This window comes from Devosia sp. Leaf420, from assembly GCF_001425445.1.
Taxonomy (GTDB): domain Bacteria; phylum Pseudomonadota; class Alphaproteobacteria; order Rhizobiales; family Devosiaceae; genus Devosia.
The window spans coordinates 380178-405479 of the sequence record NZ_LMQU01000011.1 but is presented as its reverse complement, the minus strand read 5'-3'; the positions used below and the strand labels follow the sequence as shown (position 1 = coordinate 405479).

Annotated in this window: 24 protein-coding genes; 18 read left to right on the top strand and 6 right to left on the bottom strand. The window is 60.3% G+C overall.

The features are described 5' to 3' along the window. Positions 1 to 23 precede the first annotated feature (23 nt). Positions 24 to 1259 carry an ROK family transcriptional regulator gene (locus ASG47_RS12860; protein WP_061909600.1) on the bottom strand — a complete coding sequence of 412 codons (1236 nt, stop codon included), beginning with the start codon at positions 1257 to 1259 and terminating at the stop codon, positions 24 to 26. Between the two features lie 210 nt (positions 1260 to 1469). Here ASG47_RS12860 and ASG47_RS12855 point away from each other — a divergent pair, with 210 nt between their 5' ends. From ASG47_RS12855 to ASG47_RS12825, 7 genes are all read left to right on the top strand, one after another. Next, entirely contained in the window at positions 1470 to 2762 is a 1293-nt protein-coding gene (locus tag ASG47_RS12855) for an extracellular solute-binding protein (RefSeq protein ID WP_156464091.1), read from the top strand. Between the two features lie 61 nt (positions 2763 to 2823). Further along, the gene (locus ASG47_RS12850; RefSeq protein ID WP_061909597.1) at positions 2824 to 3759 is read left to right on the top strand and encodes a carbohydrate ABC transporter permease; all 936 of its coding nucleotides are present in this window, start codon (positions 2824 to 2826) and stop codon (positions 3757 to 3759) included. After that, on the top strand, positions 3752 to 4630 hold the full coding sequence (locus ASG47_RS12845) for a carbohydrate ABC transporter permease (protein ID WP_061909595.1): 879 nt from the start codon (positions 3752 to 3754) through the stop codon (positions 4628 to 4630). Before ASG47_RS12850 ends, ASG47_RS12845 begins: the two co-directional genes overlap by 8 nt. Before the next feature lie 9 nt (positions 4631 to 4639). Continuing rightward, positions 4640 to 5701 (top strand): ABC transporter ATP-binding protein, encoded by a 1062-nt coding sequence (locus ASG47_RS12840; RefSeq protein WP_061909593.1) that lies wholly within the window; start codon positions 4640 to 4642, stop codon positions 5699 to 5701. Between the two features lie 305 nt (positions 5702 to 6006). Then, positions 6007 to 6282, top strand: coding sequence for a hypothetical protein (locus tag ASG47_RS20985; RefSeq protein ID WP_061909591.1), 276 nt, complete (start codon positions 6007 to 6009; stop codon positions 6280 to 6282). Positions 6283 to 6518: 236 nt separating this feature from the next. Beyond that, on the top strand, positions 6519 to 6734 hold the full coding sequence (locus ASG47_RS12830) for a cold-shock protein (protein WP_061909589.1): 216 nt from the start codon (positions 6519 to 6521) through the stop codon (positions 6732 to 6734). A 167-nt stretch (positions 6735 to 6901) separates the two neighbouring features. Then, positions 6902 to 7789, top strand: coding sequence for a DMT family transporter (locus tag ASG47_RS12825; RefSeq protein WP_061909587.1), 888 nt, complete (start codon positions 6902 to 6904; stop codon positions 7787 to 7789). A gap of 18 nt (positions 7790 to 7807) precedes the next feature. On the opposite strand, the gene ASG47_RS12820 is transcribed toward ASG47_RS12825, so the two are convergent. After that, positions 7808 to 8710, bottom strand: coding sequence for a LysR family transcriptional regulator (locus tag ASG47_RS12820; protein WP_061909585.1), 903 nt, complete (start codon positions 8708 to 8710; stop codon positions 7808 to 7810). Between the two features lie 97 nt (positions 8711 to 8807). On the opposite strand from ASG47_RS12820, the gene ASG47_RS12815 reads away from it, so the two are divergent. The 3 genes from ASG47_RS12815 to ASG47_RS12805 all read left to right on the top strand — a co-directional run bounded on the left by ASG47_RS12815 (position 8808) and on the right by ASG47_RS12805 (position 10492). After that, positions 8808 to 9548: an SDR family oxidoreductase gene (locus ASG47_RS12815; protein WP_061909583.1), complete on the top strand. Its 741-nt coding sequence runs from the start codon at positions 8808 to 8810 to the stop codon at positions 9546 to 9548. A 99-nt stretch (positions 9549 to 9647) separates the two neighbouring features. After that, complete coding sequence (locus tag ASG47_RS12810; RefSeq protein ID WP_162243258.1) at positions 9648 to 10148, top strand: YybH family protein; 501 nt, start codon at positions 9648 to 9650, stop codon at positions 10146 to 10148. Next, positions 10145 to 10492, top strand: a complete 348-nt coding sequence (locus ASG47_RS12805) for an Atu4866 domain-containing protein (protein ID WP_082511730.1) — start codon at positions 10145 to 10147, stop codon at positions 10490 to 10492. Before ASG47_RS12810 ends, ASG47_RS12805 begins: the two co-directional genes overlap by 4 nt. 60 nt (positions 10493 to 10552) lie before the next feature. Here the strand turns inward: ASG47_RS12805 and ASG47_RS12800 are convergent, their stop codons facing one another. Genes ASG47_RS12800 through ASG47_RS12785 form a run of 4 tightly spaced genes read right to left on the bottom strand, consistent with a single transcriptional unit; the run spans position 10553 to position 15257 of the window. Next, complete coding sequence (locus tag ASG47_RS12800) at positions 10553 to 11350, bottom strand: ABC transporter ATP-binding protein (RefSeq protein ID WP_200940922.1); 798 nt, start codon at positions 11348 to 11350, stop codon at positions 10553 to 10555. Further along, positions 11347 to 12204, bottom strand: a complete 858-nt coding sequence (locus ASG47_RS12795; protein ID WP_082511729.1) for an ABC transporter permease — start codon at positions 12202 to 12204, stop codon at positions 11347 to 11349. The genes ASG47_RS12800 and ASG47_RS12795 overlap by 4 nt, the downstream gene beginning before the upstream one ends. A gap of 54 nt (positions 12205 to 12258) precedes the next feature. Beyond that, positions 12259 to 13221: an ABC transporter substrate-binding protein gene (locus tag ASG47_RS12790; protein ID WP_061909579.1), complete on the bottom strand. Its 963-nt coding sequence runs from the start codon at positions 13219 to 13221 to the stop codon at positions 12259 to 12261. A 56-nt stretch (positions 13222 to 13277) separates the two neighbouring features. After that, positions 13278 to 15257, bottom strand: a complete 1980-nt coding sequence (locus ASG47_RS12785; protein ID WP_061909577.1) for a N,N-dimethylformamidase beta subunit family domain-containing protein — start codon at positions 15255 to 15257, stop codon at positions 13278 to 13280. Between the two features lie 329 nt (positions 15258 to 15586). Between ASG47_RS12785 and ASG47_RS12780 the strand changes: the two genes are divergently transcribed. The 8 genes from ASG47_RS12780 to ASG47_RS12745 all read left to right on the top strand — a co-directional run bounded on the left by ASG47_RS12780 (position 15587) and on the right by ASG47_RS12745 (position 25302). Continuing rightward, a complete protein-coding gene (locus ASG47_RS12780; RefSeq protein ID WP_061909575.1) occupies positions 15587 to 16636 on the top strand; it encodes a mannonate dehydratase in 1050 nt (349 codons plus the stop codon). 63 nt (positions 16637 to 16699) lie between these two features. Continuing rightward, the gene (locus ASG47_RS12775; protein ID WP_061909573.1) at positions 16700 to 17812 is read left to right on the top strand and encodes a lactonase family protein; all 1113 of its coding nucleotides are present in this window, start codon (positions 16700 to 16702) and stop codon (positions 17810 to 17812) included. Positions 17813 to 17818: 6 nt separating this feature from the next. After that, positions 17819 to 19030 (top strand): D-mannonate dehydratase ManD, encoded by a 1212-nt coding sequence (gene manD, locus ASG47_RS12770; RefSeq protein WP_061909571.1) that lies wholly within the window; start codon positions 17819 to 17821, stop codon positions 19028 to 19030. A 7-nt stretch (positions 19031 to 19037) separates the two neighbouring features. Continuing rightward, on the top strand, positions 19038 to 20195 hold the full coding sequence (locus tag ASG47_RS12765) for a mandelate racemase/muconate lactonizing enzyme family protein (protein ID WP_061909569.1): 1158 nt from the start codon (positions 19038 to 19040) through the stop codon (positions 20193 to 20195). A 10-nt stretch (positions 20196 to 20205) separates the two neighbouring features. After that, entirely contained in the window at positions 20206 to 21186 is a 981-nt protein-coding gene (locus tag ASG47_RS12760) for a hypothetical protein (protein ID WP_061909567.1), read from the top strand. 336 nt (positions 21187 to 21522) lie between these two features. Next, a complete protein-coding gene (locus tag ASG47_RS12755; protein WP_061909565.1) occupies positions 21523 to 23307 on the top strand; it encodes an ABC transporter substrate-binding protein in 1785 nt (594 codons plus the stop codon). Positions 23308 to 23376: 69 nt separating this feature from the next. Further along, positions 23377 to 24375: an ABC transporter permease gene (locus ASG47_RS12750; protein ID WP_046142397.1), complete on the top strand. Its 999-nt coding sequence runs from the start codon at positions 23377 to 23379 to the stop codon at positions 24373 to 24375. Between the two features lie 9 nt (positions 24376 to 24384). Then, complete coding sequence (locus tag ASG47_RS12745; protein WP_061909564.1) at positions 24385 to 25302, top strand: ABC transporter permease; 918 nt, start codon at positions 24385 to 24387, stop codon at positions 25300 to 25302.

The window sequence follows — 25302 nt, the reverse complement described above, 5'->3', positions numbered from 1 at the left end:
CCTGGTGATGGATCGCGAATTGCTCACGGGCTTTTGCCGCTTTCGAGCGCATCGGCATTGAAGGTTCTCGCCGGGCCCGTGGTCCCCCAGGGCGAGCCGTAGAGTTCGCCAAGTGCCACCGCGGCGGCGCCGCGAGCCCAGAGGCGGTCGTCGGCGTTTTCGATGACGATTTCCGCCACCTCCCGCAGCGATTGGGGAATGGCCTTGGCAAAACTGCTGTGGAGCGCATCGAGGAGATGCGGCCCGAGCGTTAGTGTCGAGCCGACCAGAATGACGCGCGGTGGCGCAAAGAGCGCGACGAGATTGGCGATGGCAATCCCAAGGGCCGCGCCGGCCTTGTTCGCGGCAACCCGCAGCTTGTTGTCGCCGGCTTCGATCATGCCGCGGACCTGGCTCATGCCGCTACCGAGGCGAATGGCGTCGCGCATCCGTGGATCGCTGACTTCGCCATTGATGATCGCTTTTTCGCTCGCGACATCGGCCAGTTTTACCGCGTGGTCGGGATCGGCCCCCATGACCATGTCGCCCAGCGTCAGACTGAGTTCTCGTGCGCCGCGGAAGATCTGGCCGCCATGCATCACGCCGAGAGTGAGATTGTCCTCGATGGCGACGAGGACAAAGTCGTCGCAATCGCGCGCCTGGCCGAACCAGTGCTCGCCCATGGTGATGGCATTCGCATCGCTCTCGACGATAACGTCGATGCCGAGCCGCTCCACCAGGGCCTCCTTGAGCGGCACATCGGCATCGCGGAAAATACTGCTGGCGCGGACAAGTCCCGAGCCATGCTCGATGATGCCGGGCAGGGAAACGGCGACGGATTTTATGTCTTCCATGGCGATGCCGGCATCGAGCACGCAGCGTCGCACGCCATCCTCGACAAGATCGGCGATGACCGATAGCGGCAGCCGATCGACCCGCAGGGGCAGGATCAGTTCGGCGAGGATATCGCCCTGAAAATCGGTGACGACGAAGGCAAGGCGATTGGCGGCGATCTTGGCGCCAACGACACGCGCCGCCTTGGGATTGAGCGCGAGCATCACCCGGGGCCGGCCTCGATTGCCACCGCGCAGGTCACCCTCATGTTGGGCGAGGATCAGCCCATCTTCGATCAACGAACCGGTGATTGCCGAGACGGTGGTGGGCGAAAGCTGGATCCGCTCGCCAATTTCGACGCGAGAAATGGCGCCATAGCGGCGGATGGTATCGAGCACATGGAAGCGGTTGATCGCTCGCATGAGTTCAGGATCGGCAGTCTTCATGATCCCGTCTTCAGCCTCCCGGCGCTCGCTTTAATCAGCGATGCGTATTAATTCAAAAAACTCTAGCAGCCAAAATCGTCGATTAGCAAGTGCCAAACCTCCTGTCTCCCGGCGCTTAGGGCAATGGCGGTCTGAAGGTATTGACAATCGGTGAATCGGCGAGCCTATTAATTCCGCATAACGGACAAAATGTCCGACGGGAGGAACATCATGAATCTGGTTTTCGGACGCCTGTCCAGGCGATCGCTCGTGCTTGCCCTCAGCGCCGTTGCGCTGGCCTCGACTGTATCCGATGCGGCAGCGCAGTCCACCATCAAATGGCTGCACCTTGAATCCAATCCGGATCGTCTTGCCACCTGGCAGGAAATCGCCGCTAATTACGAGGCGGAACATCCCGATGTCAAAATCGAATTCCAGTTCCTTGAAAACGAGGCTTTCAAAGCCAAGCTACCGACGCTGCTGCAATCGAACGATGCGCCATCCATGTTCTACACCTGGGGCGGTGGCGTGTTGAAAGCGCAGACCGAAACCGGCGCCATCCGCGACATCACCGCGGCCATGGATGCCGATAATGGCGCCTGGCGCAATGCGGTGAGCCCGGCAGCGGTCGATGGCCTCAGCATCGACGGCAAGGTCTGGGCCGCCCCCGTTCAGTCGGGCCTTGTGTCCTTTTTCTACAACAAGGCGCTGTTCGAGCAGGCGGGCGTTGATGCCAATGGCATCAAGACCTGGACCGATTTTACGGCGGCCGTACAAAAGCTCAAGGATGCCGGGATCACCCCGATTGCCGGTGGCGGTGGAGACAAGTGGCCCATCCACTTCTTCTGGAGCTATCTCGCCATGCGCGAGCTCGGCAAGGATGGGTTCGACGCGGCCAAGGCCGGTGAGGGCTTCCAGGGTGAAGGCTTTGTAAAAGCGAGCCAGATGCTGGCGGACCTTGGCGCCATGGAGCCATTCCAGGAAGGCTATCTCGGCGCGACCTGGCCCGATACGCAGGCCGTGTTCGCCGATGGCCGCGCTGCCATGGTGCTCAGCTTTGAAAACACCGCGACGCCGCAGAACCAGGCCAATGCCGCAACCGACGGCAAGGGCCTTGCCGAAGACGCCATCGGGCGCTTCGCCTTCCCGCTGGTCGATGGCGGGGCCGGCGTCGTGACCGACGATTTCGGTGGTCTCAATGGCTGGGTGGTCACCACCAATGCCCCGCCGGAAACCGAAGATTTCATCCATTACATGACGGTCGAAAACGCCGGGCTGTTGGCTGAAAAGAACAATATTCTGCCGACGGCCCTTGGCTCGGATGCCAGTGTCAAGGATCCGAGCCTCGCCGATAGTGCTGCGCAGATGGCCAAGGCCACCTGGCACCAGAACTATCTCGACCAGGATCTCGGCCCCAATGTCGGTCGTGTCGTCAATGACATGTCCGTCGAACTGGTCTCCGGCCAGGTCACGCCCGAAGATGCTCTGCAGCAGGTGCAGGACGCCTTCTCGATGGAGATGTGAGCGCGAGCGGGCAGCCTTGCGGTTGCCCGCTTCTCCCTTCGGTCGTTGAAAGGTGAGATGGATGACTGAGACTGTTGCAGCGCCCGGCTTGTCCGCCGGAACCGCGCTCGCCCGCCCAAAAGTTCGACGTGCCCGCATCCGCGGCAAATGGCCGGTTCTGGTGCTCTTCCTGCCGCCAGCGCTGCTGCTGTTCACCGTCTTTGTCATTCTGCCCATGGGCGAGGCGGCCTGGTATTCGTTCTACAACTGGAACGGATATGGCCTGCCGACGCAGTGGATCGGCTGGAAAAATTATGAGCTGATCTTCCGTCAGGGCGCCTTCCGCAACGCTCTCGTCAATAACGGGCTCATCATCCTCGTTTCGATCTGCATCCAGGTGCCGCTCGCGCTCTGGCTTGCGACCATGGTCACCAAGCATATCAAGGGCGCGACCTTTTTCCGGCTGATCTTCTTCTTGCCCTATGTGCTGGCCGACGTTGCTGCGGGCATGATCTGGCGCTTCGTCTACGATGGCGAATTCGGGCTCGTCGCCAATATCTACCATATGATGGGCCTTAACGCGCCCTTCTGGCTTGCCGACAAGAACGCTGCCTTCTCGGCCGTGCTTGGCGTCATAGTCTGGAAATACTTCGGTTTTCACATGATGCTGTTTATCGCCGGGCTCCAGGCGATCGACAAAAGCGTGCTCGAGGCTGCCGATATCGATGGGGCGACTGGATGGCAGAAGTTCCGCCAGGTCACCCTGCCATTGCTGGGCTCGACGGTACGCCTCTCGGTCTTCTTTGCCGTGATCGGATCGCTGCAGCTCTTTGACATGATCATGCCGCTCACCGGCGGTGGTCCCTCGAACTCCACGCAGACGCTCGTGACCTTCCTTTACAGTTTCGGGGTCATGCGCATGCAGGTCGGCTTCGGTTCGGCCGTGGGCGTCGTGCTGTTCGTCATCTGCGTCACCCTCGCTTTCTCCTACAAGCGGATCTTCATGAAAAATGACTGACACCGCCACCAATCCCATCGACGCCGCCAAGGCCCAGACACCGGGGCGCAGCCTCCGCTTCGGCACCAAGGCTTACCTTTATACCTGCCTCATCATTTTTGCCGCGGTTGTGGTTATTCCCCTGGTCACGACTGCACTCGGCGGCTTCAAGACGCTGGGCGACCTCCGCGGCAATGCTTTCGGCCTGCCATCGACCTGGATGGTCTCGAACTATGCCGACATCCTGTTTTCCCAGCGTTACTGGCTGCAAATGGGCAATTCTCTGCTCATCGCGGGGCTCACGGTCTTCCTGACGCTGGCCTTTGCCGCCATGGCGGCGTTCACCTTCGCCCATGTCAAATTCTTCGGCTCGCAGTTCCTGCTCAATTACTTCCTGATCGGGCTGATGTTTCCGGCTGCGACGGCCATCCTGCCGCTCTTTATCCGCATCCGGGATTTGGGCCTTCTCGATACCTATTGGGGCGTGGTGCTGCCGCAGGTGGCCTTCGGGCTCGGCATGAGCATCTTGCTCTTCCGCAATTATTTCCGGAGCCTGCCGACTGAACTCTTCGACGCTGCCTTCGTCGATGGCGCGGGTTATCTTCGGTTCTTCTGGCACATCTCGCTGCCGCTCAGCCGCCCAATCATCGCGACGGTCGGGATCATCTCCTTCGTGGGCAGTTGGAACAGCTACATCCTGCCGCTCATCATGCTCAATTCCGAGAGCAAATATCCATGGCCGCTGGGGATCATGGTCTATCGCGGCGAATTCAGCACCGATTGGCAACTGATCCTTGCCTTCATCACCCTCACCATCCTGCCCACGGTCATCGTTTTCTTCGCGGCGCAGAAGCACATCATTGCCGGGCTGACTGCCGGCGCAGTCAAGTAGGAGGCTTTCATGGCCGGCTTGGAACTCCGCAATGTTGCAAAAAACTACGGAACCGTCTCGGTAATCGAGGGCATCAACCTCTCTATTGAAGACGGCGAGTTCGTCGCTCTCGTCGGCCCATCTGGCTGTGGCAAGTCGACGATCCTGCGCATGATCGCTGGGCTTGAGGACATTTCGAGCGGTGAGGTCGCTATCGGCAATGAGGTGGTCAACGACCTGACGCCGCGCGAGCGCAACATCGCTATGGTGTTTCAGTCCTATGCGCTCTACCCACATATGAACGTCTACCGGAATATGGCCTTCAACCTCGAGCTGGCAGGGAAACCCAAAGCCGAGATCGATAGCCGCGTCCGGCAGGCAGCCCAGATGCTGGAACTTGAACCGCTGCTCGATCGCAAGCCCAGCCAGCTTTCAGGTGGCCAGCGCCAGCGTGTCGCCATGGGCCGTGCCGTCGTGCGTGACCCTTCGGTTTTCCTTTTTGACGAACCGCTTTCCAATCTCGATGCCAAGCTGCGCGTCCAGATGCGATCCGAGATCAAGGCGCTGCATAAAAAAGTGGGCGTCACTTCGGTCTATGTGACGCATGACCAGGTCGAGGCGATGACCCTTGCCGATCGGGTCGTGGTGCTCAATCGCGGGGTCATCCAGCAGGAGGGCTCCCCGATGGAGCTCTATCGCCAGCCGGCCAATCTCTTCGTTGCCGGCTTTATCGGCTCACCGGCCATGAACTTCTTTGAAGCAACCGTAACCGGCAACACCGCCCGCACCGCCGGCGGCGAGGTCTTCACGTTCGAGCCCGGCCCCAAGGTCGCGGATGGCCAAAAGGTCAGCGTCGGCATCCGCCCCGAACATCTCCAGCTCGGTGCGTACGGCATTGCCGGCCAAGTGAGCTTCGTCGAACCGACCGGCGGCCAGACGTTCGTGACGGTCGATGTTTCCGGCCTGCCGGTCGTCGTTACCGTCAATGGCGAAGAAGTGGTCACGCCCGGCGACAGCGTGAACATCATGGCCAATCCCCGCCAGACCTATATTTTCGATGGCCGCACTGGCGAAAGGGTCAGCCTCAATTAGCTGAGCACACGACATGTCGTGTGCAAGGCCGCCAGCCAATGATGGCTCTCACCGCTCCATTTGTAGGCGACGTCGGAAAACTGGGCAGTATCTACACTGCCAAGCGCATTTTGCGCCGAGGTCGCCGAGCTTTCGGGAGACGTGGCGGGCCTCTCTTCGTTTCCTGCCTCACAAAAGTGGCTATTGTGCCCCATATGAGTTGTGGCGCTTCATATGCCTTTGGCTCCCGGTCCCAGCCGCTTTCCTCAGATTGTGAACGTTGCGCCCACGCGGCGCTCGATGTCGCGTTCTCGAAAGGACTAGCGATGACTAATTTCAATGCGCCGGCTGAACTCTATCCTGGACGACATCATACCTCGCCTCGGGTGGCGCGATATCAGCGGTTTCCCTCGTTGGTCGAGGCAATTCAGTTCACGATTGAGGAATTGCCCGTCGGCCTTCAATCAAGCTCCATTATCGAAGCAAACGAAATTCGCTACGGCGCCGAGGCTATTCGCGGCCTTTACTTCTCGGACGAATATCCGCTTCGCCGTTCGGTCGTTCAAAACGATAAGCACAAAGGCGAACCCATATCAGGATGAGGTCAACGCGACGGCCTTGAGCTTTAGCAGGAGCTTTTGGCGCGTTCGCCTTGCCAATGCCGCTATTGGGTGCGAAACACCATGATACGCGTTTTCAGCCCAAGTCGGCTGCCTCCTGCCGGTCCTTATCCGGTTAATGGCTCAGTGATCCACTTTGCGAACGTCTATGCCCCCTCTTGCATGTTGCAGAGGGCAACGCTCGCTTTGCTTCGGCTCCGAGCTCAAGGAATATTAAAATGGCAACCATGAACGGTACTGTAAAATTCTTCAACGCAACCAAGGGTTTTGGTTTCATCACCCCTGACAATGGCGGCAAGGACCACTTCGTCCATGTGTCGGCTGTCCAGAATTCTGGCGTTGACGGACTTTATGAGAACGACAAGCTTTCTTACGAAGTAGAGACCGGTCGCGATGGCCGCGAATCCGCGATCAATCTGATCCTTCAGAAGTAAGTTCAGCTTCGACGTCCAAGCCTGGAGGCCGCCGCTGGCGGCCTTTTTTGTATCCGGCGACAGGCGTCGCGCTTTAAAAGAGATTCTGCGGCGCCAGCCGCTGGACATTTACGGGCACTGCTCTATCAGAATTCGAGCTTGCCCCTGCCCGATGTCTCGAGACCACCATGCGCCGCCCCTCCGGCAATACGCTTGGGATCATCCTCATGATCCTTGCGACCGCCTGCTTCACGATCAATGACAGCCTACTTAAACTGGCCATGCACGAAGTGCCGCCTTTTCAAGCCCTGTTCCTGCGGGGCGTGGGCTCCACGCTTCTTGGCATACCGCTTTTGGCAGCCCTGGGCCTTTTTCGCTACGCGCCGCGCATGTTGGACGGCCGTGTGCAGTTGAGGAATTTGCTCGAACTCACCGCCGCCATGGGTTTTGTCGCTGGGCTTGCCTATGTGCCCATCGCCGATCTGACCGCCCTGGGGCAAACGTCACCGCTGCTGCTGCTGATCGGCGCGATGGTGTTTTTCAAGGAGCGGCTATCGGGCATGCAGGTCGCCCTGATCGTTCTGGCCTTCGCCGGCGCACTTCTCGTCGCGCAACCAGGCGCGAGCGGCTTCTCACCCTATACGCTGTTTGGTCTTTGGAGCGCTGCTGCAGTCGCGGTGCGCGATCTCATCGGCAGGAAGATCAAGCTTGATATACCCGGCATCGTCGTCGCAGTCGCCGCCGGAGCCATCGAGATCGTCGGTGCGGGGCTGGCGGGCCTGCTGCTTGAGCAATGGACATGGCCTTCTGCGCTGACCCTCGCCTTCGCCGTGGGGTCGAGCATATTTTTGATCGCCGCGCATTGGCTGCTGCTCACCGCATATCGCGCCGCGTCGGTCTCGGCGGTCGTTCCCTTTCTTTATATGTCCACGGTCTGGGCGCTGCTGTCCGGCATGCTGATTTTCGGCACGTTTCCCAATGCGCTCGCTCTCATGGGCATTGCGGTTATCATGGTCAGCGGCGTGGCTGTCGTCGGTCTGGAGCGCTGGCCCAAGAAGGTCGTTGTCTCGCCGTGAAGCGGATAACGGACCGCTCTACGCGATGGTTTTGTCCGGAACGTTGAAGACCTTGACCAGCCAGTCAATGAGGACACGAACGCGGGGCGAAAGCTGGCGGTCGCGCGGATAGAGCACGGAAACGGGCGTGCTCGGCGGCTTGATTGTTGGCAGGATTTCGACGATCTCGCCCGAGGCCAGTGCCGGAGCAGCATGGTAGCGCGGGATCTGGATGAGCCCCAGACCGCGCAGGCAGGCGGCATAATAGGTTTCGGCACCCGTGACCGTCAGCGTCATGGGCAGCATCGCCTCACGGACCTTGCCATTGATCTCGAACAGCAAAGGCAAAACGCCACCCGTGGCAGTGGAGCGGAAGCCGACCATGCGATGGTGGGGGAGGTCGTCTAGCTTCTCGGGTGTCCCGAACTTTTCGAGATAAGCCGGCGAAGCAAGCGTTGCTTCGGGCAGGGTGGCGATCCGGCGCGCGATCATGTCGCTATCGTGCGGAACGCCGACCCGCAGCACGCAGTCGATCCCCTCGCGCACAAGATCCACAAGCCGATCGCCCTCGCTGATGAACAGCTCGATCTCGGGATAGGTTTCAAGGAATTCCGGCAACCGCGGCATGACGAAATGCCGGGCGAGGGTGCCGTGAACGTCCACGCGCAACAGCCCCTTGGGCTTGGCGCCAAGAAAAGTGGATTCAGCCGCTTCCACCTCCGCTAGGATCGCCAGGCAACTGCGGTGATAGGCTTCTCCGTCGAGCGTCGGCGTCACCGAACGCGTCGTGCGCTGGAGGAGGCTCACCCCGAGGCGCGCTTCGAGCTGTTTGACCGCGTCGGTCACTGTTGAGCGCGGCAAGGCGAGGTCCTCAGCCGCGGCCGTAAAGCTCCGCCGCTCCAACACACGCGAAAAGACGCGCATACAATCCAGACGGTCCATTGTTCGAAAATTCCGCATTATGTTGTCGGATTTCACCTGATTATCCGCTGCAGGGCATCGCGTAAAGAGAGAACACCAAACAGAACAGGAGATCGAGATGACTGACGCATCTAAGAAAACTGCTCTTATTACTGGTGCCTCGCGCGGGATCGGTGCGGCGATCGCCAAGCGCTTGGCGGCCGATGGCTTCAACGTTGTCGTCAATTACGCCGGCAATGACAGCGAGGCCGCCAAAGTGGTCGAGGCGATCAGCACTTCAGGCGGCACCGCTTTGGCGCACAAGGCCGACATTTCTGATCCGGCCGCCGTGGCGCTGATGTTCGAGCGCGCGGAGCAGGCCTTTGGCGGCGTTGATATCCTCGTCAACAATGCCGGGATCATGTCGCTGGCGTCCCTTTCCGAGAGCAGCGATGCGCTGTTTGACCGGCAGATCGCCGTCAATCTCAAGGGCACGTTCAACACGCTGCGCGAGGCGGCCCGGCGCCTCAAGACTGGCGGACGGATCGTCAATTTCTCGACTTCCGTCGTCGGCCTCAAGCTTGAAACCTACGGCGTCTACGCCGCGACAAAGGCAGCGGTCGAGACAATGACCGCCATTCTGGCCAAGGAACTGCGCGGGCGCGACATCACCGTCAACGCCGTGGCGCCGGGACCGACAGCGACCGATCTTTTCCTCGACGGAAAGTCCGACGAGCTCGTTGCCAAGATGGCCAAGATGAACCCGCTCGAACGATTGGGAACGCCTGAGGACATTGCCGCAGCGGTCGCATTTCTCGCCGGTCCCGACGGCGGCTGGATCAATGGTCAAACCATCCGCGCCAATGGCGGCATGGTCTGAGCCGAACGAGCCAAAGGAGAAAAAAATGAGCGAGATCATTCTCGTCAACGGCGTATCGAGTCGGCACGACGACTTCTTGAGCCCAGGAAAGGCATGCTCATGACCAGCGAAATGGACGTGGCCCAGCTGCAGCGGCGCTGGATCCTTGAAGGCTGGGAAAAGGCGCCGGGCGAACCATTCGTTTTCGAGAAAAAAGCCGGCCTATTCCACGATTGGGAAAGCGCCGACACCGCGCTCTATGACAGCTTCGATCCCCAATTGCGGCTGGCGCGCAGCCCGCGCGAATGGGCCGAGGCATTCGAGACCTCGTTCAACCGGATGCACAGCGCGGTTCACGCTGTTATCGTTGAACCGGATGTGCTGGTCAGCGGCGATGTGGCGGCAAGTACATTCGAATTCTGCGCAAGGCTCGAGCAGGCAGATGGAACGGCGAGCGGCGTGATCTGCCGAACCTCCCATGTCTTCCGACGAAGCGGCGGCACCTGGAAAATCGTGCGCGAACACACATCGGGCCGCGGTGTGCCCGTTGAGGAGGTCGAAAATCTTTTGAAACGGTTCGAGCCGGCTAAGCGTGTTGATCTGCCGGGTGGCCAAACATGAGGATCGCAAGATTGCTCCTTATCACGCTCGCTTTCGCCGGTTCAGCGGCGATAGCCCAGGCGGCTCAATTTGAACCTTCAAACTCCGAGGAGAACGGAACGATGGAAAAGCACCCCTATATCGGCATGTGGGTGACGGGCGACGGACACGTGCGCCAGGAGCTTTTGCCCAATGGCCGCTATGATGAAGCGCGTGGCACCCGGCAGAGTGCCTATCAAGGCCGCTATGAGGTCACCGGCAATATGATCTACTACTGGGACGATACCGGCTTTGAAGCTGACGGCGAGTTCGTCACCGATACCGTACTGCACCACGGCGGCATGATCTTTTTCCGCGCCGAGTGATGCATAGCGGCGGTCCCCAGTTCTGGTGGGTCGCCGCTCTTTTCCATCAGCGCGACAGTCCTAAGCGTCGTCCCCCAGTGACATGACCTTGAGTGTTTCCTCCCGGATGTCGGCGAGGACGCCACGCTTTAGCTGCGAGAATTCGGGGCTGGTGACGATGTCGAATTGGCGGGGTCGCGGGAGATCGACGGTGAGTTCGCGCTTGATGCGACCAGGCCGCGAGGCAAGGACGATGACCCTGTCGGCGAGGAAAATGGCCTCTTCGACGTCATGGGTGACAAAGAGTACCGTGACCTTGTGGTCTTCCCAAACCTTGAGCAGCAGTTCCTGCATCATGCCGCGGGTCTGGGCGTCGAGGGCGCCAAACGGTTCGTCCATGAGGAGTAGCGAGGGCTTGTAGACGAGCGCCCGCGCAATCGCGACGCGCTGGCGCATGCCGCCCGAGAGTTGACGCGGGTAGGACTTTTCGAAGCCCCTGAGCCCAACCTCATGAATGAACTGGCGCACCAATTCGGTCTTTTCCGGCTTGCTCAGCCGGCTCTTTTCGAGCGCAAAGAGGATGTTGCCTTCGACGGTCATCCACTCAAAAAGGCTATAGCCCTGAAAGACGAAGCCGCGGTCGCGCCCCGGTCCCGTGACGGGCGTGCCATCGATAAGGATGTCGCCAAAAGTCGGCTCGGTGAGGCCGCCAACCATATTGAGGAAGGTGGACTTGCCGCAGCCGGACGTGCCGACGATCGAGACGAATTCGTTGGGCGCAACGGTCAGGTCGATCCGGTCGATGGCGAGGAACTCGTTCGCGCCTTCGCCGAAAATCTTGCCCACGGCTTCGGCGTGGATTTTGGGTGCCATGGTCATCGATCGGCCGTCCAGCGAAAGAGCGATCGGCCGGTGCGCTTGAAGGCATAGTCGGTCAGAAGACCCAAAAGGCCGATGAACAGCGTGCCGAAAATGATGGTGTCGGTCGCAAGGTAGCGCTGCGCATCCATGATGCGGCGGCCGAGGCCATTTTGCGCGGCCACCAGTTCGGCGACGACGAGATAGGTCCAGGTCCAGCCGATGGTGATGCGGCAGGTGTCCCAGATGGCAGGCAGAGCCGCAGGCAGGATGATGCGCCACAGGATTTCGGTATTGGAAAAGCCAAGCGTCTGCCCGGCCCGGATGAGATTGACGTCGATGGTCTTGACGTTGTCCATCACCATCAGCGTCATCTGGAAGAAGGTCCCGAGAAAAAGGATCAGGATTTTCTGCTCGTCGCCAATGCCGGCCCAGAGAATGGTGAGCGGTATCAAGGCCACGATGGGCATATAGCGCACTGTCGAGATCAGGGGCTCGAGCGCGCCCTCGAAGAGGCGGAAATTGCCCATCAGGATGCCGACGGGAATAGCCAGGATAGCGGCGCTAAGCCAGCCGACGATGATGCGATAACTGCTGACGGCGGCGTCTTCCAACAGGATGCCGGTCGTGATCTGGCGCCACGCTTCTTCTAGGATGGCGAGCGGGCTCGGGAGAAACAGCGGCTTGACGAGGCCGAGCGCCGTGACCGCGAACCAGAGCAGCACGAGGACCACGGGCACGACGAGGCCCGCACTCGTGAAGATGCGGTCCGGAATGGGGTGGCGCAGCCGCAACAGACCTTTCTTGCGGCGGGATTGTCGGCGGTCGATGCGACCAGCCGCGGCATTTGCCGCGATGCTCGAGGTCTTGGGCATGCGCTACTCGAAGTTTTAAAAGGATGCCGGCGTCTTGGGGACGCCGGCCAACAATTATTGTGCGGCGGCCGAGAGGGCGGTCAGGTCGAAGAAGGTTTCGCCCGTCGGCAGGGTCTTGACCTCATCGGGATTGGCTTGCTGCATGATGGAGCCGATCTCTTCGACCGTTGCCTGGAATTCGCCTTTGAGGGCAGCGTCGTTCTCGGCGCGGTCGTAGAGATGGACACCGGCAAAAGCGGTGTTGAATTCTTCGATCGGGCTACCGACGGCATCGGCGATGATCTTGCCGCCTTCTTCCGGATTGTCGCGCAGGAAGGTCACCGCCTCGTCCCAGGCCTTGATGATGCCGACGAGATCCTGCTGGTTGCCGGCAATAAAGCTCGTTTCGGCGGCAAGAACGTCGCTGATGAGGCCAGGCTTTTCGCCGGCGGTATAGAGAACCTTGAATTCCGGGCCCTGGGCGAGGGCTGCGGAAATATAGGGCTCGTAGGTCACGGCCACATCAACGCGTCCCGCGATCAAAGCAAGGCCTGCATCGGCCGCAGCAATCGGCACGGCCTCGACATCGGCAAGGGTAAGGCCGTTTGAATTCAGCGCATAGTTGATCAGAAGGTCGCTGGTCGAGCCTTTTTCATAGGCGACGCTCTTGCCCTTGAGGTCGGTGATCGTGGCAACATCCTTGCCGACGAGAACCGCGTCTGCCGTCGTCGAGCCATCCATGATCATGAACGCCTTGAGATCGACGCCATTGTTCATGTTGAGGATGACGGTGTTGGTCGCAGCAGAAATCACCTGGATATTGCCGCTGGCGAGGGCCGCGGCAACGTCCTGGTCCCAGGTGAAGTTGATCAATTGCACATCGACGCCGTTCTCCTTGAAGAACCCCTTCTGGTCGGCGATCCAGAGTGGACCATAACCAAGCCAGGGCTGGACGCCGATCTTGACCGTTTCCGCAGAAGCGGGGACGGCCAGGGCAGCAAGGGAGAGACTAGCGAGGGCAAGTGACGCAAGCTTCATGGGGCATGTTCCTTAGAGGGCGCGGGCGCATTGGCAGCATACATGTACGGATTAGCTCAGCTTGAAAAGTGCCTGAGCAGATTCAGTGTCATCCTGCCAACATCGTTTTGTTCATCCGGTCCCGGCAAGGCGCCGAGGAAAGCCACCGAGCTCGCCGAAAAAACCGAGCCGCCCGAGGCGTGGGACAGGAAGGTCATTTCCGCAAGACGCCTGGCGTCGCGTTCGGGCGCGCCGCCCTCATACCAGCGGCCGGGATCATCGACATAGTCGTCGGGAAAGCCCCGAGCAGTCGCGAGAACGACGATGTTTTCAGGCGTGCCGAGCGCCGAGTTGGTGCAATCGACCTCATAGCCCGCAGCACCGCCGAGAACCATGCCGGTATCGCCGAACGTGTCGCCTGCAACTCCGTCGAAGAGCCAGGCAAATGCTGGCTCATGACTGGATGCCGTGCGGGTGAAGGGTAGGGACTTGCTAAAGCCCATCAGGGAAATGCCGACGCCGGTCAGGGCGAATTCGCCCCGGCCGCGATCGCGCAAATAGCCACCCGGCTCGTTGGTCAGCGCCAGGGGCATTTCGGCCAGGGGGCCATCCCAGGTGCGACCGGCCTGGGTCGGGCCGCGCCGCAATTCCATCAGGTCATCCTTGAAGGCGACCGCCGCGGCAAAGCCGTTGCCGCCGAGATAGGAAAGATGCCCGCCAGTGGCGACATAGCGGCGATAGGCGTCTTCCATGGCGACCGAAAGATATTCCGGATGGCTGCCGGTGAGGACGCTGCGATAGGGGCTGAGAAGCGCGAGGCCCTTCTGGTGCAGGTCATGATCGGTCGCGAGATCTATGGCGATGCCGTTGCGGGCAGCGAAGGCAAGGAAATGCAGATCGACCGGCAGCAAGTGCGGCGCCCCGCAGAGCGGATAGCGATAGTCGTCGCGCAGCGTCGCCTTGGGCCGGCGCGTCGAGGCGAGGGATACGCCACTCGCATCGGAATGGTAATCGTAGAGCGAGCGCAGATTGTTGGCGCGCGCGAATTCGTGGCCGCGATCGGTGCCGATCCATTCATAGAGATGGGGCGGCAGATATTCGTCGGCATAGGCAAGATAGGTTGCCGTCGGGGCAATGAACAAAAGCCGCGAGGCGGGTTCGGCGGCCGAGACGAAAAACGGGATGCGCTCGGCGGTTTCACCGGTTTCGATTTCAATCGCATAGACGCCGGATCGCGCATCGGCAGGGATGTCGATGGCGAAGTTTGCCGGCCAATCAAGGCCCGCCATGTCGGTGTCGTGACAATGGATGGCGTCGTAATGGGATGGTGTCAGGCGCGGATCGAGGCTCGACCCGTCCCAGCGCGAGGAGCGCACGCAGAAGGTCGGATTGTTATGGAGCCGCAGCGCCATGCCGTTGGACAGGAGTGGGTCGTCGGTAAAGAGTGTCGGAAAAACCCAGGTGGCGCTTTGACCGTTCGCGGTGAGGCTGATGTTGGCCAGCCGGCAATTGAGCGTTGGCAGCGCTTCTCCTGCATCCGAGCAAAGGACGACGTGGTCAAGCGTTCCGCCCGGGAGCACTTTTGACAGGGCGAAGGGCTTGTCCTGGTCGAGCGTTTCGACAGTGAGCGCGCCATGGCCGATTGCGACTTTGAGCCATTGGCGCGTGGGTAGGCGACCGATAGGCGTATCGCCCATGTGGTCGCCCAAGACCAAATTGGCGCCGTCGACGATCGCGAGCTGAAACGCTCCCGCATCGAGAAGAACGCGGTAGCCTTCATTGCGCGTGAGCAGCATTTCAAAGGACAGCGCCGTGATCGATCGCGCATGGTCTATCGAGAGCCACGCGCCTTGGGAAAAGCTCTGTCGACGGCATTCTGCCAAGGATCGGATTGGCCAGTCGACCTTCGGCATCCCATCGCGATCAAGCGCGCGGATGCGGACGGCCTCGACAGCTCCGGCGCAGGACGAAGCTACCATTCGGGTTCCGGCCGGGCCGGTCCAAGGCTCGACATAGCCTGAAACCGCCAACGACGAGTGATCGATCGTGCGCAGCATTGTGGGGGCCTGTGATTTCGATTGATGCCAATAAAGGGACCGCTCAGGACCTAAGCTAAAGCGCGGCGAACTGCCAGACAGGTAACGCGCCGAAATCCGTCCCCGAGCAGATTTGAGGGCGACAACCAGCGCTCAGGCGCCGATTTATCCTTGCGTCTCAGTGCAGCTTCCACATTAGCGACTACTGATCGTGCACGTGCAGATCACGATTGTACATTATTTTCTGAATTTGATGCGATAATGCTTGGCAAGGTTCGTCTTTCGCTCCAACCTAGGTGCAGATGATCGGCAGCGCGATCCGCGACTGACCGACGGGGGAGGAGACGACCATGGCGATCAGGATCGCGGTGGGACAGTTCCACGATATGACCGAAGAGCGCTTGCGCTTTGCCGCGCAAATCGGCGCCAGCGGTATTCAGATGAACAATCCGAACCTGCCCGGCGACCACCGTTGGGAACAGTCAGATGTTCGCGCCCTGGTGGAACAGGTCGAAGCGGCCGGGCTTAAATTCGAGGCTATCGAAAACGTCCCGACCCACTTCTATCACAAGGCCATGCTCGGCCTTGAGGGCCGCGACGAGCAGATCGAAAACTACCAAGCGACGATCCGTGCCGTTGCCCGCGCCGGCGTGCCGGTGCTCGGCTATCACTTCATGCCCAATTCGGTCTGGTCGACGGATCGCTCGGCCAAGACGCGTGGCGGTGCCCTCGCGCGGCAATTCGATATGGCCGTCGTCGAAGCCAATGCCGACAATCTCGACCAGCTCCGCAGCTTCATGCCCACGACGCTCGGCCGCGCCAGTTCCATGCCGCTCTTTGGTAAGGACGGTCCCGTCATCACCGAAGACGCGATGTGGGAAAACTATCGCTACTTCATCGAAGCCGTCCTGCCGGTCGCCGAAGAAGAGGGTTTGCGCCTCGCGCTCCATCCCGACGATCCGCCGGTGCCGATGCTCGGTGGGGTTGCGCGTCTCTTCTATCGGCCGGAGGGATTTTATAAGGCCTATGAGATGGCGGGCCAGTCTCCGGCCTGGGCACTCGACCTTTGCCTTGGCTGTTGCTCGGAAATGCCCGGTGGCGCGGTCAACGTTACCGGATTGGTAACGTTCTTTGCCCCGCGCGGTGCAATTGCCTACATCCATTTCCGCGATGTGCAGGGCTCGGTACCCAACTTCACCGAGTGCTTTATCGGCGACGGAAACTACGATCCAGCCGAGGTCATCGCCCTCCTCGCGCGCCACGGCTTCGATGGATTCCTCCTCGACGATCACGTCCCTAAGCTAGACGGCGACAGCGACTGGAACCATCGCGGTCGCGCCCATGCCATCGGCTATATGCAAGGCCTTGTGCGCATGGCCAAATATTCCGGCCTGCTTTAGCGGCCCCGTTATTCGGGCCGCTGGTCCGGATGGCTCGATCATCTTAGTCAGGACCAAGCCTTTATGCCAAAAGCGCTTTTTTACATCGGCGGCGTCAATCGCGGCATCGGCTATGTCGCCAAAGCCGCTGGCAAAGGCATCGCTGCTTTTGAGCTCGATCTCGATACCGGCGGCGTCGAGCCGCTTGGGATCACCGAGGGCATCGACAACCCGACTTTCATCGCCATCGCGCCGCAGGGCCACGCACTCGCCGCTGTCAGCGAAGTCGATGGCTGGAATGAAGGTCTGGTTACTACCTATGAAATCAAAGACTTAACTGCCGCCTTGCGCTATCTCAACAAACAACCGACCCGCGGCGACTACACCTGCCACGCCGCCTTCGACCGCACCGGCCGCTATGTCGGCGTCGCCAATTATGGCGGCGTGCCGATCAGCGAAGAACCCAACAGATCTTTCGCCATCTATGCTTGCGATGAGGACGGCCGGCTCGGCGCACTGACAGCGGAAGTCGCCCATCAGGGCAGGGGGGCAATTGCATCCCGGCAGGATCGCCCGCATGCCCATTGTATCCAGTGGACACCCAACAATCGCTTCGTCATCGTCTCCGATCTCGGCCTCGATCGCCTGAAAATCTATCGGTTCGACGCCAGCTCAGGCACCGTCGAAGACCACGGTGAAGCCGTGTTGCCGCCCGGCTCTGGGCCCCGGCATTTCTGCTTTCATCCAACTCTACCAGTAGTTTATTGCGTCACCGAGCTCGACTGTGCCCTCGTCACCATGGCCTTCGATGCCGAGGCCGGCACACTTGAAGCCATCGCGTCGACGTCAACTTTGCCACCGGGCGGCCATGACGGCGCATCGGCCTCAGCCATCTCCATCTCGCGTGATGGCCGGCACGTCTATATCGGCAATCGCGGCCACGATAGCGTCGCGCGTTTCAGCACCGATCCGCAGACCGGCGTCGCCACCTGCCTCGGCACCACGCCAAGCGGCGGGCGCATTCCGCGCGATTTCGCCTTCGATCCCACAGCTACGATCCTGGTTGTCGCCAACCAGGAAAGCGATTGCCTGACCCTTTTTCGCTATCGCCCGGAAACCGGCGATCTCGATCCCATCGAGCCGGCCATTGCCGTTGGCTCCCCCACCGTCGTCGCTTTCCATCCGCATTTGCGCTGAGCAGTCATGAAGATCACCGAGATAAAAATCATCGTCGCGTCTCCCGGCCGCAACTTCGTCACGGTCAAGATCATGACCGATCAGGGCCTCTATGGTATCGGCGACGCGACCGTGAATGGCCGCGAAAAGGCTGTGGTCGCCTATCTCGAAGACCATGTCGTGCCCTGTCTCATCGGCCGCGATCCGATGCGGAGCGAGGACATCTGGCAATATCTTTACAAGGGCGCTTATTGGCGCCGCGGCCCCATCACCATGGCCGCTATTTCCGGCATCGACATGGCCCTTTGGGACATCAAGGCCAAGGCGGCAAATATGCCGCTCTATCAACTGATTGGCGGTCGCTCGCGCGATAAGGTGATGGTTTACAAACATGCGAGCGGCATGGAGATCAATGAGGTGGTCGAGGGCGTCCTTGCGCTCAAGGAGCAGGGGCTCGACGCTATCCGTGCTCAGGTCGCCATACCTGGCCTGCCACCGATCTATGGCACCGGTCCCTCAACCGATCAGGCCGCTGGTGGCATGATTCACCCGCTGCCGAACGAAGAAGTCTGGGCAACCCATAAATACCTGCCGCTGGTGCCAAAGCTCTTTTCCAAGCTGCGCGATGCCGTGGGCTGGGATGTGCATCTCCTTCACGACGTCCACCACCGACTGACGCCCATTGAGGCGGCGCGGCTGGGGAAGGATCTGGAGCCCTATCGCCTCTTCTGGCTCGAAGACGCCATTCCCGCGGAGCTCCAGGAAGGTTTCCGGCTTTTCCGCCAACACACGACCCAACCCATTGCTGTGGGTGAGGTGTTCAATTCCATTTACGATACAACGACGCTGATCGCCGAGCAGTTGATCGACTATATTCGCGTCACCTCGGTCCATGCCGGCGGCGTCACGGGCATCAAGAAAATCTTCGATTTTGCTGCCATCTATCACATCCGCTCGGCCTGCCACGGGCCGATGGATGTGTCGCCCGTCGCCATGGGATGCAATATCCATGTCGATACCGCGATCCCCAATTTCGGTATCCAGGAATTCTCCGGTTACACCGACGCCACGCTCGATATGTTCCCGCGCGCCTGGACCTATGAGCGTGGCTATCTGCAGCCGGGCGAAGCGCCCGGGCACGGCGTCGATATCGACGAGGCCGTCGCCGCCCGACACCCTTACGAACCCGCTTATCTCCCCGTTGCCCGTCTCGAAGACGGCACACTGACCAGTTGGTAGTCCGGCCATGAAGATTACAGCAATCAAGCCGTCTCCCGCCTGGGTCGGGCATCGCAACCAGCTCATCGTCAAGATCGAGACTGATGAAGGCATCTATGGTTGGGGCGAAAGTGGCCTTTCCGGGCGCGAAAAGGCGGTCGTCGGCGCCATAGAGCATTTTCGCGAGTTCCTCATCGGCCGCGACCCCATGCGGATCGGCGCGATCTGGCAGGAGCTTTATCGCAGCCAGTATTTTGAAGGCGGCCGCGTCCTCCTCGCGGCGCAATCGGCCATCGACATTGCGCTACACGACATCAAGGGCAAAGCGCTCGGCGTGCCGGTCTATGAGCTCCTTGGCGGCAAGCACCGCGATGTCATCCCGACCTTCCCATCAACCGGGAGCCTCGATGGCCCGGAAACCATCGAGCGTGCCAAAGCGCTGATCGCCCATGGCTGGAATGTCGTTCGCTTCTTCCCCGGCGCATGGGACGAGGGCCAAGGTATTTTCGAGCCACGCGAGTCCATCGGCAGGACCGCGAAGTGGCTGATCAAGGCGCGTGAGGAACTGGGCGACGAGGTCGTCATCGGCATCGATTATCACCACCGCCTCAGCGTCGCGGAGGCGGCAAGCTTTTGCCAAAAAATGCCGTCGGGCACGCTCGATTTCCTCGAAGAACCGATCCGCGACGAGACGCCGGAAGCCTATGAGGCGCTGCGCCGCATGACTGATGTGCCCTTCGCCATCGGCGAGGAATTCGCCAGCAAATGGCAATTCCTGCCCTATATCGAGCGCGACATTCACCAGTTCAATCGACTCGATCTCTGCAATGTCGGCGGCTTTACCGAAGCCATGAAAGTCGCCGGTTGGAGCGAAGCGCATTACGTCGACATGATGCCCCACAATCCGCTGGGGCCGATCTGTACAGCGGCGACAATCCACTTCTCGGCTGCCGTCGCCAATTTTTCGTGGCTTGAAACGCGCGTAGCTGCGGGAGATCTCTACGGCGCCGATCCCGGCTATGGGATCTTCACCCAGCAGCCTATGCTGGAAGGCGTCACCTATAAGGTTCCGGAGACACCGGGCCTTGGCGTCGAGATCGATGAAGACAAGCTCGCTCATGACAGCTTCCGCTTCTGGGAAGCGCCGCACTTACGTCGGCGCGATGGCTCGGTGACCAATTGGTGAGGACCGCACGGTGACCGAATACCGGCTGACCTGGAGTCATGGCGAAGCGGTGGTGCTCGGCACCGCGGCGGTGCTTGCCGACTGCCGGTTCGATTTGCCCGCCGGTGCCTTTCGCCCCTTTGCCCGCGCGCCCTGGATGGGAACGGTGGACGACCCGACTATCATCGGCCATCTGCGCGAGCTCGGCGGGGATTTCGCCTGCGTGCCGTTCGGGGCAGGGCCCGCGCAGCCCATCGGCCCGCGTGACTGGGCCAGTTTGATGACCGAACCGCCGCTTCTGCCCATTCATGGTCCGGCAGGCGATGCGGAATGGACGCTGGTGGCGCAGACCGAAAGCAGCGTCACGCTTGGGCTCGACTATCCCGACGATCACATCGTGCAGCGCTTGGAGCGCACCGTCTCGGGGCGCGAGGGCAGTCCGGTTCTTGAGTCAGAACTGACGATCTATCCGCGCCGCTCTGGATCGATTTCGGTCGGGCTTCACCCCATCCTGCGCTTGCCCGAAACGCCCGGCCGCTTGCAGCTTCAGGCTGATTTTGCGTTTGGTCTCGTTCATCCGCGTCAGGTTCGCGACGGCGAGGTGCAGGAGTTTTCGCGCCTCGACAGCGTCCCTACGCCGATTGGTCCCGTGGACCTGTCGCATCTGCCGCTCGCGACAGAAAACTTCAGTGTCCAGCTCTGTGGCATGACCGGTCCATTGCGCGCGGTTTTTCTCGATGAAGCCAAGGGTATAGAGCTCGACTGGGATCGCGCCATTCTGCCTTCGATGCAGATCTGGTACACGGATCGCGGGATCGACGGCGCGCCATGGCATGGCCAGTATCGCGGTGTCGGCGTCGAACCGATTGCGTCGGCTTTCGACCTCAACACCGCCGTTTCCACCCAACCCAATCCCATCAATCGCCGCGGTGTGCCTACGGCCGTCGCGCTCAATGCTGGCATCCCTTTGCATATAACGCATAGGGTATCGGCATTCTCTATAAAGGACTGAAGAATAATACAATAATCAATGCGCGAATCAACTGTCACTTTGATAACAGTGGCGGAATAAATATTGTCGCGTCCTAAAATACGATGAAATATATAGTGTTGCAAACCACTTAGTGTTGGCGCACTATTGATTTCGAAGGTGGTTGTATTCGGCAAAAGATCGAGCCGACCGCCTGGTGATTACAGGTCTGATTACTGCGGTTTGAGGAGATCGCGGATCGGGCTTCACCAAAGCGATACCGGCTTTGCCGGTGAGAGGAGGCGGATCGGCCGCGAGGGGCTTTGTCACAAGGCAAGGCTGTCGGCTCGTCCGCGCATCAAGGGAGAGAGCTGACTAATGTTCAAGTTCCAAACAGTTACCGCAGCGGTGCTGGCCCTAGGGCTGATCACGCTGCCGGTGGCGGCGCTGGGCCAGACCGGTGCGCCGCCGCCAACCGAGATCGTGCCGCAGTCGCTGCCGGAGGTGGCGCGCAACGAGACGCTGAACCTCGCCTGGGGCGTTTCCGCCTCTTCGTCGATCGGCACGACGAATCCATGGGTTCTGCCCGGCTATACCCATCAGGAAGGCAATAACCTCCTGTTCGAGCCGCTAATGTATTTCGGCATTTACAAGAACGAGTTCATTCCGTGGCTGGCCGACAGCATGGAATATACCAAGGACGATTTCACCGCGCTTGAGATCAAGCTCAACCCGATGGCCAAATGGTCCGACGGCGAGCCGGTCACGGCTGAGGACGTGGTCTATACGTTCGAAGGGCAGAAGCAGTATGAAACGCTGCCTTACCATGCCCAGTTCGCCGATCTCGTCGACACCATTTCGGCGAAGGATGAGCACACGGTCGAAGTGACGTTCACGCAGCCGGCACCGCGCTTCAAATTCGAAGTGCTGACCGAAAAATTCGATACCGGTATTCCGATCGTGCCAAAGCACTGGCTCGAAAAGCAGGAAGACCCGACCAAGGCCCCGGGCCTAGCCGAAATGCCGCATTCAGGCCCCTATGACATTGTTGCCTGGAACGCGAACCAGAAGATACTCGATCTGCGGGACGATTGGTGGGCTGTCGAGGCCGGCCGCGTCGAGAAACCGGCGGTCAAGCGCGTCATTGTCGTCAATATTCTCAACCAGCCGATCGATACGGTAGCGCAGCGTCTCGTGAACAACGAGTTCGACTCCTCGGTCGACATGCGCGCCCAGATCATCGGCAATATCCTCCAGCAAAATCCGGATATTCAGTCCTGGACGGGCACGGAGTCGCCTTACGGTTATCTCGATTGGTGGCCGAACTCGCTCTGGATGAACGACCAGCTCGAGCCCTATAGCGACGTGCGCGTCCGCAAGGCCATCAGCCTTGCCGTCAATCGCGACCTGATCAACGAAGTGCTCTACGAAGGCGCTGAGATCGCCACCGTCTATCCCTTCCCGCTCTATCCAAATCTCCAGACCTTTGCTGATAGTCCTGAGGTCAAGGCCGAGCAGGAGAAGTACAATCCTGGCGCCTATGACGTCGACGAAAGTGCCAAGCTGATGGAAGAGGCCGGCTTCACCAAGAATGGTGACGGGCTTTGGGAAAAAGATGGCAAGACGCTCGACGCCACCATCCAGGCCTTCGAAAGCATCCATGGCGATATCGCTCCGGTGCTGGCCGAAATGCTGCGTCAGGCTGGCTTTGACTCCAATGTCAATTTCGGCACCGATGCCTATCAGAACATGGTCGATGGCAAGGCCGGGCTCTATCTCTTCGGCCACGGCGCCAGCCTCTTCGACCCGTTCGAAGCGCTCAATCTCTTCCATGGCCGCTATTCGGAAGCGATTGGCTCTTCAGCCGGCAACAATCGGTTCTCGCGCTACAAGAACCCGGAATTCGATGCCATTCTTGATGAGATTGCTCCGCTCGGATCCGACGATCCCAAGTTCATCTCGGGTGCTGCCAAGGCGCTCGGCATCTACTGGCGCGATGTCATCGACGTGCCGGTGATCCAGTGGCTCCATCGCATTCCCTATAATAACCACTATTGGACCAACTGGCCGAGCGCCACCAATGTGGGCATGGGCACGAACGGCGCCTTCTGGGCTCACACAGGCATGCTGGTGATTACCGGCCTCAAGGCCTCGGGCAACTGATCTTCCGATCCCTACGGGATGCGCGCTCCGGTGCGCGTCCCACCCATCCAGTGCATCGGGAATAGTCCAGTGAATATACGGATCGTCGCCAGGCGGCTCTTGTTTTTCGTCCTGGTCGTGTGGGCTGCGTCCACAATCGTCTTCTTCATTCCGCGCCTTTCGCCGCGCAACGCCATTCGCGAACGCTTCGGCGAATTGGCCCGTACAGGCGGCTTTTCGCCCGCCGATGTCGAAAAGCTCATTGCCTCGATGCAGCAGCAGTTCGGCCTCGATAAGCCTCTACTCGAGCAATACTGGCAGTATCTGGGCAATATCTTGCGCATGGATTTCGGCTATTCGCTGAGCCGCTATCCGATGACCGTCACCGATGTCATCGCGCAGTCCTTGCCCTGGACCATTGGCCTCCTGCTCGTCACGACTGTCATCAGCTTCGTGCTCGGTACTATTCTTGGCGCTGTTGCGGCTTGGCCCAAGGCACCGGGTTGGCTGCGCTCCACGGCAACGCCATTCATCCTGCTCACGGGCGTGCCGCCCGTCATCATGGGCATTCTGCTGCTGTTTTTCATCGGCTTCCGTCTCAAATGGCTGCCGCTTGGCGGCGCCTATTCGGTCGGCATCGTGCCCACCTGGTCGTGGTCCTTCTTCATCGATCTGATGGAGCACCAGATCCTGCCGGCGCTGTCGCTGATCCTCGGATCGGTGGGCGGCTGGGTTCTGTCCATGCGCGGCATGGGGATCACCATCCAGGGCGAGGACTATGTCAATTTCGCCGAACACAAGGGCCTGACCGGCCGCCGCATCTTCCGCGACTATTATCTGCGCAATGCGCTGCTGCCGCAGGTGACCGGCCTTGCCTTGGCGCTCGGCACGGTCGTGACCTCGGCCGTGGTCGTCGAAGGGCTTTTCGGCCTGCCGGGCATCGGTACGGCGCTCAATCTCGCCATTCGCGCCAATGATTTCCCGGTCATCTACGGCATCGTTCTTTTCATCACCATCGCCATCGCTCTTTTGATGACGCTGCTCGAGTTCGTCTATCCGCTGCTCGATCCGCGGATCCGGGCGAATTAGGAGCGAGCAATGACCCTGACCTCCGCCTCCACCAATCCTGCGGCACCCAATGTCGCCATCGTCCAGCCCTCGCGCCTGACGCTCACCCTGCGCTATTTCCGCCGCAACAAGGGTCTGGCGATCGGCCTCGGCATCCTTCTCGCGCTCGCGCTCTTCACCATTATTGGCCTTCTGGTCATCGACCCCAAGAAAGCCTATCCGCTCTCGGCGGCGCTCAAGCAGTCGCCGAGCCTCAAATATCCCTTCGGTACGGATTTTTTCGGCCGCGATCTGCTTGCGGCCATGGTCGTCGGCATGTGGCAGACCGCGTTTATCGGGCTTCTTGCAGGTGGCATCGGCACCGCGCTCGGGGTGGTTCTGGGCTTTCTCGCCGCCTATTTCGGCGGTTGGGTGGATGGCGTCATCCGCACCATCTGTCAGATCCTGACGCCGATCCCCGTCCTCCTGATCCAGGTTGTCGTCGCCGGGTCGCTCGATAAGCGCGACGTCACCATCGTCACCATGGCCATGATCGTCGCCATGCTGGCCTGGATGGGTCCGACGCTCGTCATCCGCGCCCAAGTCCTCACCTTGAAGGAGCGCCAGTTCGTCGCCGTCGCCAAGCTCTCCGGCGTCTCCGACATGGGCATCATCTTCAAGGAAATCCTGCCCAATCTCCTGCCGTTCATCGCAGCCGCGTTTGTGGGACAGGTGTTCGGCGCTGTGTTTGCATCTTTCTATCTCGCCGTCCTGGGTCTTGGCCCACTGCGCGAACCGCTCCTTGGCAACATCATCTGGGCCGCCCAGAGCCAGGGCGCTTTCTTCAATGGCTGGTGGTGGTGGCCGCTCGAACCGGCCTTCGCGATGATCCTGATCCTCGGCGCCCTGGCGCTGGTGAATATGGGCCTCGACGAGCTCGCCAATCCGCGCGTCAGAAGAACGGAATAG

Excerpts from the sequence above, each read along its gene's own strand:
- ASG47_RS12860 (WP_061909600.1), bottom strand. The coding sequence starts at position 1,259 with ATGAAGACTGCCGATCCTGAACTCATGCGAGCGATCAACCGCTTCCAT.
- ASG47_RS12855 (WP_156464091.1), top strand. The coding sequence starts at position 1,470 with ATGAATCTGGTTTTCGGACGCCTGTCCAGGCGATCGCTCGTGCTTGCC.
- ASG47_RS12850 (WP_061909597.1), top strand. The coding sequence starts at position 2,824 with ATGACTGAGACTGTTGCAGCGCCCGGCTTGTCCGCCGGAACCGCGCTC.
- ASG47_RS12845 (WP_061909595.1), top strand. The coding sequence starts at position 3,752 with ATGACTGACACCGCCACCAATCCCATCGACGCCGCCAAGGCCCAGACA.
- ASG47_RS12840 (WP_061909593.1), top strand. The coding sequence starts at position 4,640 with ATGGCCGGCTTGGAACTCCGCAATGTTGCAAAAAACTACGGAACCGTC.
- ASG47_RS20985 (WP_061909591.1), top strand. The coding sequence starts at position 6,007 with ATGACTAATTTCAATGCGCCGGCTGAACTCTATCCTGGACGACATCAT.
- ASG47_RS12830 (WP_061909589.1), top strand. The coding sequence starts at position 6,519 with ATGGCAACCATGAACGGTACTGTAAAATTCTTCAACGCAACCAAGGGT.
- ASG47_RS12825 (WP_061909587.1), top strand. The coding sequence starts at position 6,902 with ATGCGCCGCCCCTCCGGCAATACGCTTGGGATCATCCTCATGATCCTT.
- ASG47_RS12820 (WP_061909585.1), bottom strand. The coding sequence starts at position 8,710 with ATGGACCGTCTGGATTGTATGCGCGTCTTTTCGCGTGTGTTGGAGCGG.
- ASG47_RS12815 (WP_061909583.1), top strand. The coding sequence starts at position 8,808 with ATGACTGACGCATCTAAGAAAACTGCTCTTATTACTGGTGCCTCGCGC.
- ASG47_RS12810 (WP_162243258.1), top strand. The coding sequence starts at position 9,648 with ATGACCAGCGAAATGGACGTGGCCCAGCTGCAGCGGCGCTGGATCCTT.
- ASG47_RS12805 (WP_082511730.1), top strand. The coding sequence starts at position 10,145 with ATGAGGATCGCAAGATTGCTCCTTATCACGCTCGCTTTCGCCGGTTCA.
- ASG47_RS12800 (WP_200940922.1), bottom strand. The coding sequence starts at position 11,350 with ATGACCATGGCACCCAAAATCCACGCCGAAGCCGTGGGCAAGATTTTC.
- ASG47_RS12795 (WP_082511729.1), bottom strand. The coding sequence starts at position 12,204 with ATGCCCAAGACCTCGAGCATCGCGGCAAATGCCGCGGCTGGTCGCATC.
- ASG47_RS12790 (WP_061909579.1), bottom strand. The coding sequence starts at position 13,221 with ATGAAGCTTGCGTCACTTGCCCTCGCTAGTCTCTCCCTTGCTGCCCTG.
- ASG47_RS12785 (WP_061909577.1), bottom strand. The coding sequence starts at position 15,257 with ATGCTGCGCACGATCGATCACTCGTCGTTGGCGGTTTCAGGCTATGTC.
- ASG47_RS12780 (WP_061909575.1), top strand. The coding sequence starts at position 15,587 with ATGGCGATCAGGATCGCGGTGGGACAGTTCCACGATATGACCGAAGAG.
- ASG47_RS12775 (WP_061909573.1), top strand. The coding sequence starts at position 16,700 with ATGCCAAAAGCGCTTTTTTACATCGGCGGCGTCAATCGCGGCATCGGC.
- manD (WP_061909571.1), top strand. The coding sequence starts at position 17,819 with ATGAAGATCACCGAGATAAAAATCATCGTCGCGTCTCCCGGCCGCAAC.
- ASG47_RS12765 (WP_061909569.1), top strand. The coding sequence starts at position 19,038 with ATGAAGATTACAGCAATCAAGCCGTCTCCCGCCTGGGTCGGGCATCGC.
- ASG47_RS12755 (WP_061909565.1), top strand. The coding sequence starts at position 21,523 with ATGTTCAAGTTCCAAACAGTTACCGCAGCGGTGCTGGCCCTAGGGCTG.
- ASG47_RS12745 (WP_061909564.1), top strand. The coding sequence starts at position 24,385 with ATGACCCTGACCTCCGCCTCCACCAATCCTGCGGCACCCAATGTCGCC.